The 13,619-nt window shown below is 36.9% G+C and carries 17 protein-coding genes; 11 read left to right on the forward strand and 6 right to left on the reverse strand.

Annotation, left to right across the window (positions count from 1 at the left end; translation table 11 throughout):
* Positions 1-5 precede the first annotated feature (5 nt).
* The 3 genes from G5B37_RS03060 to G5B37_RS03070 all read right to left on the reverse strand — a co-directional run bounded on the left by G5B37_RS03060 (position 6) and on the right by G5B37_RS03070 (position 2,153).
* The gene (locus tag G5B37_RS03060) at positions 6-872 is read right to left on the reverse strand and encodes an alpha/beta hydrolase (RefSeq protein WP_164678596.1); all 867 of its coding nucleotides are present in this window, start codon (positions 870-872) and stop codon (positions 6-8) included.
* Between the two features lie 280 nt (positions 873-1,152).
* Positions 1,153-1,689, reverse strand: a complete 537-nt coding sequence (locus tag G5B37_RS03065) for a hypothetical protein (RefSeq protein WP_164678597.1) — start codon at positions 1,687-1,689, stop codon at positions 1,153-1,155.
* A gap of 113 nt (positions 1,690-1,802) precedes the next feature.
* Positions 1,803-2,153: a 4Fe-4S dicluster domain-containing protein gene (locus G5B37_RS03070; protein ID WP_164678598.1), complete on the reverse strand. Its 351-nt coding sequence runs from the start codon at positions 2,151-2,153 to the stop codon at positions 1,803-1,805.
* A 64-nt stretch (positions 2,154-2,217) separates the two neighbouring features.
* On the opposite strand from G5B37_RS03070, the gene G5B37_RS03075 reads away from it, so the two are divergent.
* The 9 genes from G5B37_RS03075 to G5B37_RS03115 all read left to right on the forward strand — a co-directional run bounded on the left by G5B37_RS03075 (position 2,218) and on the right by G5B37_RS03115 (position 10,271).
* Positions 2,218-3,267, forward strand: a complete 1,050-nt coding sequence (locus tag G5B37_RS03075; RefSeq protein ID WP_164678599.1) for an acyl-CoA reductase — start codon at positions 2,218-2,220, stop codon at positions 3,265-3,267.
* A gap of 86 nt (positions 3,268-3,353) precedes the next feature.
* A complete protein-coding gene (serC, locus tag G5B37_RS03080) occupies positions 3,354-4,421 on the forward strand; it encodes a 3-phosphoserine/phosphohydroxythreonine transaminase (RefSeq protein ID WP_164678600.1) in 1,068 nt (355 codons plus the stop codon).
* Between the two features lie 53 nt (positions 4,422-4,474).
* The gene (locus G5B37_RS03085) at positions 4,475-5,434 is read left to right on the forward strand and encodes a D-2-hydroxyacid dehydrogenase (RefSeq protein ID WP_164678601.1); all 960 of its coding nucleotides are present in this window, start codon (positions 4,475-4,477) and stop codon (positions 5,432-5,434) included.
* A gap of 42 nt (positions 5,435-5,476) precedes the next feature.
* Positions 5,477-6,112 (forward strand): DUF937 domain-containing protein, encoded by a 636-nt coding sequence (locus G5B37_RS03090; RefSeq protein ID WP_164678602.1) that lies wholly within the window; start codon positions 5,477-5,479, stop codon positions 6,110-6,112.
* A 113-nt stretch (positions 6,113-6,225) separates the two neighbouring features.
* On the forward strand, positions 6,226-6,648 hold the full coding sequence (locus tag G5B37_RS03095) for a DUF6146 family protein (RefSeq protein ID WP_164678603.1): 423 nt from the start codon (positions 6,226-6,228) through the stop codon (positions 6,646-6,648).
* Positions 6,645-6,947: a DUF6787 family protein gene (locus G5B37_RS03100; protein WP_164678604.1), complete on the forward strand. Its 303-nt coding sequence runs from the start codon at positions 6,645-6,647 to the stop codon at positions 6,945-6,947. Before G5B37_RS03095 ends, G5B37_RS03100 begins: the two co-directional genes overlap by 4 nt.
* Before the next feature lies 1 nt (position 6,948).
* On the forward strand, positions 6,949-7,299 hold the full coding sequence (locus G5B37_RS03105) for a hypothetical protein (protein WP_164678605.1): 351 nt from the start codon (positions 6,949-6,951) through the stop codon (positions 7,297-7,299).
* A gap of 13 nt (positions 7,300-7,312) precedes the next feature.
* Entirely contained in the window at positions 7,313-9,709 is a 2,397-nt protein-coding gene (locus tag G5B37_RS03110) for a TonB-dependent receptor (protein ID WP_164678607.1), read from the forward strand.
* A 10-nt stretch (positions 9,710-9,719) separates the two neighbouring features.
* Positions 9,720-10,271 carry a type 1 periplasmic binding fold superfamily protein gene (locus tag G5B37_RS03115; protein WP_164678609.1) on the forward strand — a complete coding sequence of 184 codons (552 nt, stop codon included), beginning with the start codon at positions 9,720-9,722 and terminating at the stop codon, positions 10,269-10,271.
* Positions 10,272-10,329: 58 nt separating this feature from the next.
* On the opposite strand, the gene G5B37_RS03120 is transcribed toward G5B37_RS03115, so the two are convergent.
* From G5B37_RS03120 to msrA, 3 genes are all read right to left on the reverse strand, one after another.
* Positions 10,330-10,638 (reverse strand): hypothetical protein, encoded by a 309-nt coding sequence (locus G5B37_RS03120; protein WP_164678611.1) that lies wholly within the window; start codon positions 10,636-10,638, stop codon positions 10,330-10,332.
* Between the two features lie 61 nt (positions 10,639-10,699).
* Positions 10,700-11,299, reverse strand: coding sequence for a GTP cyclohydrolase I FolE (folE, locus tag G5B37_RS03125; RefSeq protein ID WP_164678613.1), 600 nt, complete (start codon positions 11,297-11,299; stop codon positions 10,700-10,702).
* A 5-nt stretch (positions 11,300-11,304) separates the two neighbouring features.
* A complete protein-coding gene (msrA, locus tag G5B37_RS03130) occupies positions 11,305-11,832 on the reverse strand; it encodes a peptide-methionine (S)-S-oxide reductase MsrA (protein ID WP_164678615.1) in 528 nt (175 codons plus the stop codon).
* Between the two features lie 214 nt (positions 11,833-12,046).
* Here msrA and G5B37_RS03135 point away from each other — a divergent pair, with 214 nt between their 5' ends.
* On the forward strand, positions 12,047-12,706 hold the full coding sequence (locus tag G5B37_RS03135; protein WP_164678617.1) for an ABC transporter ATP-binding protein: 660 nt from the start codon (positions 12,047-12,049) through the stop codon (positions 12,704-12,706).
* Between the two features lie 79 nt (positions 12,707-12,785).
* Positions 12,786-13,550, forward strand: a complete 765-nt coding sequence (locus G5B37_RS03140; protein WP_164678619.1) for a TIGR02757 family protein — start codon at positions 12,786-12,788, stop codon at positions 13,548-13,550.
* Positions 13,551-13,619 lie beyond the last annotated feature (69 nt).

The raw sequence follows: 13,619 nt of genomic DNA on the forward strand, positions 1-13,619 counted from the left end.
GTTTGTTACTTAGTTCTTTTAGCCGAATGCGCTACCTTATAGCTGGTAAGCGACAAGTCTATTTTTGCAGGTTCAATATTAATAATTTGTGATAAAATTTCATGATACGACTCAAAATTATTCAAGTTTTTATGTCCGCCTTCAATAATTGGCCAAAGCCTAGTGATTTCAGGTTTAATTTTAGATAACTTAACACTACTAGAAAATGGGATGAGTTTATCGTTAGTACCATGAATAATATGTACAGGACAATTTACATATTGAAGCCATTTGTAGGTTGGCATAGGATATTTCAGCAGGATAGAAAGCGGCATAAAAGCCATGTAGCGCCCCGTAACTTTTACTAGACTATAATAAGGAGCATCTAATATAAGCATACGCGGATGGTTCATAGATGCAAGCTTAGTAGCAAATCCAGAACCTAATGAACGGCCATATAAAATGATATATTTCTCTTTAACCCGCTCTCTAATCTTGTTGTACACATATTGAAGGTCTTTTTTAAGATTTTCTTGCGTGCGTTTACCAATACTTTTTCCGAAGCCACGATAGTCTACCATCACAACATCATAACCATGACGGGTAAAATCTACCGCAAATTTTCCCCAACCTTTCATGCTTTTACTGTTTCCCTTTAAGTAAAGCACTACGCCCTTTGTTTCTTTCGCCTTAAAATGCAGTCCGTTAATTATTGCTCCATCACTTGTTTCTAAATTGTACTCTTCTACTACCTGATTTTCGTAATAGAATTTAAAATCGGCTGGCAATTTTTCTGGCTTAAACAAGAAGTAGTCTTGAAGATAGTATAGTAGTATACTTATTACAATATAGATTGCAACTACCCAAATACTTATATGAACCCAATACGGCATAAGACTAAGGTACAAAAAAATATAGGCTCCTAATTTATGGTATAATAACTTGAGTTAAATTACAACTTACCCAATATGATGGTTTTAGTAAAGTATTATGTATGAATTGGCTATAATTAACAGCTCTTTCGTGTAGTTTTAATATGGTAATAACGACTAAATTTCAACCAATTCGCCCACGCAAATCAAGTGATATTCAGAGACAACATTGCACTGTTAGAGAATATCGTTTAAATGCAAGACACCCGCAGTTGTGGGTGTCTTATCTTTTAGTAGAACATTACCCTGTGCTTTCTAACTTTCCTAAAATCCCTGCGATAAAGCGCTCTGAATACCCAGCGATTAGCGCCCATAACAACAATTTACCAGTGTTTTTCATTCCGGCTGGTACCATGGCACCAAATTGATCAGTTAAAGAACCTGTAATTGCTGGTTCTGTGAACTTTGGAAATAGATTTGTGGTTAAAAGACCTCCTGCCCCGTCTCCTGAGAGTATTTCTGACATAAATAACAAATAGGCTATACCTGCCATTAAGGTACCGTAAAAAATAGGCATAAAAATTACGGTAATCATATTTTTCTTGGTCGTTGTCGCGGCAGAAGCATTTGTTTTTATTTCGGTAGTGAGGCGTCTTAGAAGCGAAATGCTCGCTCCAATACTACCAATTATAATAACATACACAAATGAGCCTTCAAAAAATGTAATACCATTACGATCAAGAATAAAGCAAACTGCCATAAGTAGCAACAGTGTTATTTGAGTAAAAAACACAATGTTCACTACTTTGTAACTTTTGCCAGTTGTAGTTGTTTCCATTTAAAAATCAATTAGTTAGCACCGAAATGTACGAACAATATTCTAAACCCAAACTACTAGAAACAAAAAAACCGTTTCTGTGATGAAACGGTTCTTATTCTGTAGGGTTTTTGTTATTCCTGATGCATAAAAGATTGTTTAGCGAGAAGCTCTTCATCGGTTTCTACATGGTTTTCATCAGGTACACAACAGTCTACCGGGCATACGGCAGCACATTGCGGCTCTTCATGAAAGCCTTTACATTCGGTACATTTATCAGGCACGATATAATAAATTTCATCACTTACAGGCTCTTGCGTTTCAGTGGCATCTACTGCTCTACCGTTAGGCAGTATTACATCACCCTCTAAATCGGTACCATCTGCATACCGCCAATCGTCTGCACCTTCGTAGATTGCTGTGTTTGGGCATTCAGGCTCGCAAGCACCACAATTAATACATTCGTCTGTTATTATAATTGCCATAGGAGATTTCTTTTTCTAACTTTGTACAAATTTAAGGCCTACCAACGGCAACTCCAAATACAACATGCAATTACAACAAAGAATTAACGCCTTTATTGAACTAGGTACTTTTTTAAAGCATTTTGCTTCAGAAACTTCAGCGATAGAAGCTCCAATTAACGAGAACAAAGTACACTTTGAGGCTATGCAAAGTGCCATAGTAAGTGCAAAAAACACTAACGGTTGGTTTACAGATGATAATCTAGCGTATGCTTTTAAAAGTTGGAGTGAGGCATTGACACAAGAACAACTCACTAATTGGTTATCACCCTATAAAATTTCCGAAGAAAGAACAGCAAAAGCTATTTCTATTGTAATGGCGGGTAATATTCCACTTGTTGGATTTCATGATTTTTTGTGTGTACTACTAGCAGGTCATAAAGCTATAGCCAAGGTCTCTAGCAACGATGCTGCCTTGCTCCCAGTACTATCTAATTTTTTAATAGCGCAAGAACCGGCGTTTAAAGAACGTATTACAATTACTTCGGAAAAATTACCAGATTTTGACGCAGTTATTGCTACGGGAAGTGACAATACTGCGTTGTATTTTAACCATTACTTCGGAAAGTACCCTAGTATTATTAGAAAAAATCGAAATAGCGTTGCTATTATTGATGGTACCGAATCTAAAGCCGAAATGGAGGCACTCGCAAACGATGTGTTTCGATATTTTGGTTTGGGTTGTAGAAATGTGTCTAAACTATATGTGCCTGAAGGGTACGATTGGGATCATCTTTTTAATGGAATGTACAGTTGGAAAGACGTGATTAACAATCATAAATACATGAATAATTACGATTACAACAAGGCCGTATACCTTATGAGCTTGATACCTTTATTAGACAACGAGTTTTTGCTTCTTAAAGAAGACACAGCGTTCTCCTCTCCTATTTCGGTACTATTTTATCAAACATATAAAGATGGAACTACTCTTGAGGCTTTGTTAGCCGCAGAAAAAGCACACATACAGTGTATTGTCTCTAAAAATCACGTTCCTTTTGGCAGGGCTCAAAAACCCAATCTAAACGATTATGCAGATGGCGTAGATACCATGGCATTTCTTCTTGATTTATAGTTGAAATCATGTTAATAGTTATCTTTTAATTATAGTGTCACACACAGGAGTTTTTTTAATCTTTGCAACAATTGAAACCCACGTCCATGAAAAAACATAATTTTAGTGCAGGACCTTGCATCTTGCCATCTTCTGTTCTTGAAAAAGCAGCCAGTGCTGTACGTAATTTTAACGATGATAATCTGTCATTAATTGAAATTTCGCACCGAAGTAAGCCTTTTGTAAATGTAATGGAACGCGCTAGAGAATTAGCCTTAGAGCATTTGGGTCTTCAAAATAAAGGCTATAAAGCACTTTTTTTACAAGGGGGTGCTAGTCTAGAATTTTTAATGGTTGCATACAACTTGTTAGAAAAAAAAGCTGCCTACTTAAATACAGGTACTTGGTCTAGCAAAGCAATTAAGGAAGCCAAACATTTTGGTGAAATGATTGAAGTAGGTTCTTCTGCAGATGCAAACTTTAATTATATACCTAAAAACTACAACATACCTACAGATGTAGATTATTTTCACTGTACAAGTAATAATACCATCTTTGGAACACAACTACAATCGTTTCCAGATGTATCCATACCAATGGTATGTGATATGAGTAGCGATATTTTTTCTCGTGTGCTAGACTTTTCTAAGTTTGACCTTATTTATGCTGGTGCGCAAAAAAACATGGGTCCTGCCGGTACTACTTTAGTGGTGGTTAAAGAAGAAATTTTAGGCAAGGTAACTCGCCATATCCCATCTATGTTAGATTATAAAGTTCATATCTCTAAAGACAGTATGTTTAATACTCCTGCTGTTTTTCCTGTTTATGTGTCTATGTTAACCTTAGAGTGGCTAAAAGAAAATGGAGGCGTTGCTGCTATTGAAACGATAAATAATAAGAAAGCAGCACTGCTTTATAACGAAATTGACCGCAATCCGTTATTTAAAGGATTTGTAGCCAATAAAGAAGATCGCTCTAAAATGAATGCTACATTCAACCTTTTGGAAGATGGTCTTAAAGAACAATTTGATACACTCTGGAATGCTGCGGGCATCAATGGTTTAAACGGTCATCGAAGTGTTGGTGGGTATAGAGCATCTATGTACAATGCATTGCCACTAGAAAGTGTGCAAGTATTGGTAGATGTAATGCAGGAGTTAGAAAAAAACGCCTAGTTTAATTTAGATAATAGAATTAATAATACTGCAATAGCAGCGAAATAAATAATATGAAGGTTTTAGCAAACGATGGAATATCACAAAGTGGGGTGAACGCTCTAGAAAAAGGCGGCTTTGAAGTTATCACAACTAAAGTAGCACAAGAGCAACTTATTAATTTTATAAACGAACATCAAGTCGATGTTATTTTGGTTCGTAGTGCAACGCAAGTGCGAAAAGACATAATAGATGCTTGTCCGAGTATTAAAATCATTGGCCGAGGTGGTGTTGGTATGGATAACATAGATGTGGCATACGCTCGTGAGAAAGGACTACATGTAATTAACACACCTGCTGCTTCATCATCGTCTGTAGCAGAATTAGTATTCGCTCATTTATTTGGTGGCGTTCGCTTTTTACACGATGCCAACAGAAATATGCCTTTAGACGGTGATTCTAAATTTAAAGAGCTTAAGAAAAACTATGCTAAAGGTTCAGAATTACGTGGTAAAACAATGGGGATTATCGGTTTTGGTCGAATTGGTCGTGAAGTTGCAAAAATTGCCTTAGGTTGTGGTATGAAGGTAATTGCAAGCGACAACTATGTAGGTGAAGCAGATATTACGCTCGATTTTTATGATGGACAGCAGGTAACGCTAAAAATTAAAACGGAGCCCGTTTCAGAATTAATTCAGCATAGCGACTTTATTACACTACATGTTCCTGCTCAAAAGGAGTACATTATTGGCAAAGAGGAAATTGCTAAAATGAAAGATGGTGCTGCCATCATAAACGCAGCAAGAGGTGGTGTGATTGATGAGGTTGCCTTGCTTGATGCCTTAGAAAGTAAAAAATTATCATTTGCAGGGTTAGATACTTTTGAAGAAGAACCAACCCCGGCTATTAAAGTCTTAATGAATGATAAAATTTCATTGAGTCCGCATATTGGAGCTGCAACTAATGAGGCACAGGACAGAATTGGAACCGAATTAGCCGAACAGATAATCAATATTTTAAAACCAGTTTCTTAAGGATATTATGTATCTTTAAATGCAACATTAAAACTTAAAAAAATGTCAGGAATTTTAGACTTATTAAATAGCGATTTAGGTAAACAAATAATTGGTGGTGTGAGTCAGGAGACACGCCAACCTGCAGATAAAACAGCTTCTGTAGTATCTATGGCACTTCCTTTATTGATGGGAGCCATGAAAAGAAATGCAAGCTCTCCAGAAGGAGCAGCTGGTTTAATGGGAGCTTTAGACAACAAACATGACGGAAGTATACTTGACAACCTTGGAGGCTTTTTTGGCGGTGGTGTAAATGAGTCGGCAAAACAAGACGGACTTGGAATTTTGGGTCATGTACTTGGTGGGTCTCAAAACAACGTGGTGAGCGCCTTGTCTAACAAGTCTGGTGTAGACACAGATAGTGTAATGCGTATACTCACTGTTGTAGCGCCAATTGTACTTGGATATTTAGGAAAAGAAAAGAAACAAAAAAGTATTTCAGACCAAAATGGTATTGGTAGTTTGCTAGGAGGTCTTCTAGGCGGAGGCGAACAAGAACAACCTAAGCAACAGAGCCTTATTGAGTCTATACTAGATGGAGATAACGATGGAAGCGTTATAGACGACGTAGCAGGAATGATTTTAGGAGGAAATAAAAGCGGCGGCGGCGGATTGCTTGGCGGACTTTTCGGAAAATAAATCCTTTCTTTTTACAAAACATATAAGACGCTTCTGCCTTAGGTATGAAGCGTTTTTGTTAAATGAAGTTAAAACCAACTTATCACGGCACCAAATTTGTAAATTTGATAGTTATGAAAAGAGTTCTCTTTGTTTTACTTATTACACTTGGGTTGGTGCAATGCACCACTCCAGAAAAGGCTGTAATGGGCGCTCAGCAAGAAAACTCAGATAAAGAGATAGAATCTGTTCGAATTGCCAATGACAGCTTAGAATATGAAATTATTATTACAGACATTGGTTTTCCAAGGTTTTTAAACACCCAACCACCTCAAGATTATTACGAGATTAATTATTTAGAACGACGAAACCATCTTTTTGTATCTGAATACAATCGTCGTGTGTTAAACATACGTTTTTCCCGAGATTTATATCCGCAACGCATTGAATACAACCCAAGTGTTCGCTACGGAAAAGAGGTGAATTACCTACTCTTTCAATATTTCAGATATTTCTCTAGAGAATACAATCAAAACTTTCCAGGACTTAGAAATTGAAGAAACTTAAACAACGCTGGAATATTCAGTCAGATTGGCAACTAACAGTGATTTTCATCGTTTTTGCCATTACAGGTAGTACTTCTGCCAAATTTGCGGGTCCGTTAACAGAAGCTGTTGGCATAACTAAAGACATAGGATGGTATGTGTATTGGCCTGTTAGAATTTTAATAATTTTTCCTATTTATCAAGTCCTATTAGTTACTTTTGGCTGGTTATTCGGAGAATACGAGTTTTTCTGGAATTTCGAAAAGAAAATGCTACGTAGCATGAAACTCGGTTTTTTACTGAAAAAATAATATGACACAAATTAAACACATAGTTGTATCTGTGGTAACATACCTGTTACTGTGCGCTATTGTGTTTCCTTCTGCGTTACAATTTTCGCATCTTTTCGAAGAACATGAACATACATTCTGCGGAAATGTAAGTACACACCTCCATGAGAACGACCTAGATTGCGACTTTACCAAATTCCTTATACCACTTGCTCCAAGCTATACATTTAATTTTGAGGAGCAAAAAGTCTTTATTGACGAAACTACATTATCTTTTTATTATCAAGCTCCTAAAGAGCTCGGCATATCGCAATTTATTCGAGCCAGAGGTCCTCCCTATTTTCAACAGCATACAATTCTTGTTTCTTGTTGAAAATTAATATTCCATGAAGTTTATTTATTTAATGGTGCTTGCTTTGGTGAGCCCCTATGTGTTATCCCAAAATTGTAACCTTATTTTATCGGGTACGGTAATAGATTTGCACGACCAAAGCGTTTTGGCCGGAGCAACTGTTATTGTTGCCGGCGTTGAAAAAGCAGTCGTGACCGATTTCGACGGAAATTTTAAAATAAATAACCTCTGCGAGGGGACATACAATTTACAGATTTCACATCCAGAATGTAAAACTGAGCCTTTTACAGTGGTTGTAACCGAAGATGTGCAACAAACATTTCAGCTAGAACATCACTTAGAAGCCTTAGAACAAGTACTTGTGACTGCCCGTGGGTTTGTAACTAAAACTGAAAGTTTATTAGAAAACAAGCTGGCTACAGACGTTATTGATACGTATAGTGGTGCAAGTCTTGGTGATGCCCTGCGACAAATAAGTGGTGTATCATCACTCACAACAGGTAATGCCGTAGTGAAACCAATCATTAACGGACTGCACAGTAGTAGAATTACCACAATAAACAATGGAGTTAGGCAACAAGACCAAGAATGGGGAGCAGAACACTCACCAAACATAGACTTGAACACAGCAGGAAGCATTACGGTACTTAAAGGCGCATCTGCCCTACAATATAGTGGCGATGCTATTGGAGGTATTGTGATTGTAGAACCGTTGCCTGTACGATTAACAGACTCTTTGTACGGAAAGACAATACTTACCGGACAAACGAATGGCCGCGGAGGCGCGCTTACCACCCAGCTTACCAAAAGTTATGAAAGTGGATGGTTTGCAAGAGTTCAAGGTAGTGTTAAAGGATACGGAGATTTTGAAACTCCAGACTACATCTTGAGTAATACAGGGGTAAATGAACAAAACCTCTCTGCTAGTTTTGGTGTAAACAAACTTACCTACGGATTTAATGCCTATTATTCCCTTTTTAAAAGTACGTTGGGGATTTTAAGAGCATCTCACATAGGAGGAGCCCAAGATCAAGTCGCTAGCATCAACTCAGGTGAACCATCGATTATAAGAGATTTCACATACGATATCGATGTGCCAAGACAAGAAGTTACCCATCATCTAGCAAAATTTTCTGGGTTTATGGAACTAAATAACCTCGGCAAATTGGCTGTACAATATGACTTTCAAGCTAATAATAGGTTTGAGTTTGACGTAAGACGAGGCGACGATGATAAACCTTCGGTAGATTTAGAGCTTAAGACGCATACTTTAATGGTAGATCTAACAAGTAAGTTGAACAGCAACGTTAATTTAAAAACTGGGTTGGTAGCAAGCTATCAAAATAATTTTGCAAATCCAGATACTGGTGTACGAAGGTTAATTCCAGATTACGACCAGTATAAAATGGCTGGATTTGCTATTTTGGATGCTACTATAAATGAAAGGTTAGTTGCCGAAGCTGGTGCTAGATTTGACTATACATTTATAGATGCCTTGAAGTTTTACAGAACGTCGTTCTGGGAATCTCGAAATTACGATGTGTTATTTCCAGATTTAGTGGTAGACAATTTTGGTAACCAAATCTTAGTGAATCCTGAATTACATTTCAATAATTTTTCGGCAACACTTGGAGCTGCTTATACAATAGATGAAGACTATACGCTTTTTGCAAATTACTCTTTAGCCTCAAGAGCGCCCAATGCGTCAGAATTATTTAGTGAAGGATTACATCACAGTGCCTCTAGAATTGAGTTAGGAGACCTGCGTTTTACTTCTGAAATGGCACAAAAAATTACAGCTACGCTTCAGAAGAAACATGGAAAAATCCAATTTTCTATCAATCCGTATGTAAACTTCATTAATGATTTTATCCTTATTGAACCCACAGGGATTGAACAAACCATTCGAGGTAATTTTCAAGTTTGGGAATACAGACAAACCCAAGCAAGATTGTTAGGTGTAGACACTGATTTTTCAGCAGAAATTACAGAACGACTTACCTTTAATAATCAATTCTCAATTGTAAAGGGACAAGACACAACACTAGATGAGGCGTTAATAAATATGCCGCCAGCGCAGATTATAAATGGGCTTCAATATAAGCTGCCCATTCTTAATGAATCGTTTCTAGGTTTAGAAAGCACCTATGTTTTTGAACAAAATGAATTTCCAAACAATAACTTTGAGGTATTCTTGCCAAGCACTGAAACATTTGAAGTTGTAGACATAAGTACCCCGCCTTCGGCATATCATTTACTCGGCTTAAAGGCAGGTACCGTTTTCAACTATATGCCAGACAATACCATGGCCGTTACCCTCACAGTAAATAACTTATTAGACACTCCTTATCGTGATTATTTGAATAGACTGCGATACTATGCCGATGACCTAGGGAGAACTATACAATTACAAATAAAAATCAATTACTAAATTAAAAAATATGAAAACTTTTAAAATAATAGCCCTATCTCTAATTGCAACACTTGTATTTGCTTCATGTAGTAACGACGATGATACGCCAGAACCTGTAAATGAAGAAGAAGTAATCACAACCGTAATAGTAAATTTAGTCGCTAATGGAAACACTGTAACCCTTACGTCAAGAGATGCAGACGGAGATGGACCAAACGACCCCGTAGTTACGGTTTCTGGAAATTTAACTGTGGGTACAACCTATGCAGGTACCGTTCAGTTTTTAAATGAAACTGAAAGTCCTGCCGAAGACATCACAGAAGAAGTGGAAGAAGAAAGTGACGAACACCAAGTATTTTTCTTACTTAGCTCTGCCTTGGACGGTACAGTAGCCTACGGAAATTTTGACAATGATGGAAATCCGTTAGGTACAGAATTCTCCCTGCTGCCAAATGCAGCCGGAACTGGAAACTTTGCACTATCGTTACGTCATGAGCCAAAAAAGCCTAATGACGGAACCCTAGATGATGCGGGTGGAGAAACAGATATTTTTGTTGCCTTTGAGGTTACTTTTGAATAATGAAAAGGGGCATTAGAATACTATCTAATGCCCCTTTTTCAATTTATTTAGTCATTCACTATTCTACAATTTCTACTTCTATGGTTTGAGGCACAGGATCTTTCTTTCCTTGCCACACATACGTGTATAACCACATTAAAGTAAAGGTTGGTATAAAGTCTGAAATTGGTAATATTTCTTCAATAAATACAACAACCGATGCTATCTTTCCTTGTTCTCCTTCGTACATCTCGGTCATTTTTTTAGCTGCAAATGGAGCCCATAAAATATCTAGAAATGGACCTACTACTGGAATTGCCATGGTTAACATACCAATAATGTCTAGTAAGATACCTATTCTAAGGTTCGATTTTTTTAAGTTTTTCATTTTTGTTGTGTTATAATTCTAACTACTATAACGCAAGAAAGATGCCAAAGATTGTGAGATATTAGTGCAAATCGTTTGTGATTAGTTTTAGAAATTCATTACGCGTTTCAATTTTTTCAAACTGACCTCTAAAACCAGAAGTTGTCGTTACACTATTTTGTTTCTGCACACCTCGCATCATCATACACATATGGCTTGCTTCTATCACAACTGCAACACCCTTAGGTTTTAAAGTGTTATTAATACATTCTAAAATATCATGTGTAAGACGTTCCTGCACTTGCAGACGTCTAGCAAATACATCTACTACCCGTGGAATTTTACTTAGACCCACTATATGGCCGTTGGGAATATAAGCTATATGTGCTTTTCCGAAGAAAGGTAGAATATGGTGTTCACACAACGAGTATAGCTCAATATTTTTAATTACCACCATGTCGTTGTAATCTTCAGCAAACATAGCGCCCTTTAAGATTTCTGCTGGATCTTGGCAATGTCCTGAAGTAAGAAATTGCATTGCCTTTGCTGCACGCTCTGGTGTTTTTACAATACCTTCTCGTTCAACATCTTCTCCTACCCCCTTTAATATATTTGTAAAGTTATCTGCCAGGCCTTCGGTTATATCGGCATCGTATTGGTCTAAATTCTGGTAACTTCCCATGCTCTTTATTTCAATTTATCTGAGTAATATTTTTTAATCTTTTTCACTTTAGGGTCAATAATAAACTGGCAATACGGCTGGCTCTTGTTATTATTATAATAGTCTTTGTGTTCTATTTCAGCTTTATAAAAAACAACCAACGGCTTAACCTCTGTAACTATTGGTGCATCAAAAATAGCGTTTTCTTCTAGCAAGGCAATCATTTTTGTTGCCGCAAGTCGTTGTTTTTCGGTAGTATAGAAAATAGCGCTTCTGTATTGAGTACCTACATCATTGGCTTGTCTATTTAATGTAGTAGGATCATGGGTAGCAAAATAAATTTCCAGCAAGTCTTCAATAGAAATAACGGCACTGTTATAGGTAACCTGAACAACTTCTGCATGTCCCGTTACACCCATACACACCTCCCGATATGCCGGATTCTTTATGGTACCTCCTGTATACCCAGGCAGCACTTCTTCAACACCTTCAATACGCTGAAAAACGGCTTCTGTACACCAAAAACAGCCAGCCGCAAATACAATTTGTTCCATGAAATTATGAATATAGTAAACAAAGTTACAGTTAAGACTTTCAGTGAAACGTAAAATCTATATTTTTAACTTTTAATTAATAGCGCTATTAACCCACGGCATTAGCATTACAGCACAACAACTATGCTACTGGAGGCTTAACAAAAGCAATTGTTTGTAAATAATGCATAAAACAGTCTTTATTAAATCCGTACTTTCGTAAAAAAAGAATCCATTGATTACTGCAAAGAATATTCATAAATATTACGACGATCTTCATGTTCTAAAAGGTGTAGATTTACACATTAATAAATCTGAAATTGTTTCGATTGTTGGCGCCTCTGGTGCAGGAAAAACTACGTTACTTCAAATTTTAGGAACCTTAGATACTTTTTCTGAAGGTTCGTTAGAATTAAACAACACAAGTATTAGCGGATTAAAACAGAAGGAAGTTGCTGCATTTAGAAATGCTACCTTGGGATTTATTTTTCAATTTCATCAATTGCTTCCAGAATTTACCGCGATAGAAAATGTCTGTATTCCAGCATTTATAAAAAAAACACCCAAAGCCGAAGCCGAAAAAAGAGCAAAAGAACTGCTGAAATTTTTAGGACTATCACACAGAGAGCAGCATAAACCCAACGAACTTTCTGGGGGAGAACAACAGCGCGTAGCCGTTGCAAGGGCATTGATAAATAACCCAGCCATTGTGTTGGCAGATGAACCAAGTGGAAATTTAGATACCGAAAGCGCAGAAAATCTACACAACTTGTTCTTTCAACTTCGAGATCAATTTGGACAAACCTTTGTAATAGTAACTCACAACGAAGAATTAGCAGCCATGGCAGACCGAAAACTTACCATGCAAGATGGTAAAATTATTAGCAGCCTTTAAGTTTAGCATTTAGCTATTCTATAGTATGACAATCCAAAATTTGAGACTAAAAACTATCGCTTAACGACTACCTCTAGATATGAACCAAGCACAGTTAAAGGCGTTTTTAGACGAAAAAGTAATTCAATACAATTGCACAGATTTTATTGAGACCGATCCAATTCAAATTCCGCATAGATTTACTAAAAAAGAAGATATTGAAATCGCTGGGTTTCTTACTGCTACCATTGCTTGGGGTAATAGAAAGAGTATCATTACTAACGCTGAAAAAATTTTATATTTTTTAGAACAGTCTCCATACGATTTTGTTTTAAACGCTTCAGAAAAAGAGATTAAGAGCCTATCCCCTTTTGTTCATAGAACTTTTAATGCAATAGATTTTCAGTACTTTATAACTGCCCTCCAACACCTCTATAAAAACTATGGAGGCTTAGAAGCTATTTTTAGCAACCACAGTACAAAGACTGATACGCAACGTGCAATTCATGAATTTAAAGCGACTTTTTTTAGTTTACCTCACCTTATACGTACACAAAAACATGTTAGCGACCCATTGAAAAATTCTGCAGCAAAACGTCTTAATATGTATTTGCGTTGGATGGTACGTCAAGACCTAGCGGGTGTAGATTTCGGTATATGGAATAACATATCTTCTAGTGCCTTGTCTTGCCCATTAGACGTACATAGTGGCAATGTGGCAAGAAAATTAGGCATATTAAAAAGAAAGCAAAATGATGGAAAAGCCCTAGCAGAGCTAGATAGTGCCTTACGACTACTCGACCCAGAAGACCCGGTTAAATACGATTTTGCTCTATTTGGGCTAGGTGCTTTTGAAAAATTTTAAGTTGAATAAATACTTTTATATTGTTTTAACAAGTCGGCAACATTTTTTGAATCACGTATCAAGTATATT

Origin of the sequence: Rasiella rasia (assembly GCF_011044175.1) — a bacterium.
Classification (GTDB): Bacteria; Bacteroidota; Bacteroidia; order Flavobacteriales; family Flavobacteriaceae; genus Marinirhabdus; species Marinirhabdus rasia.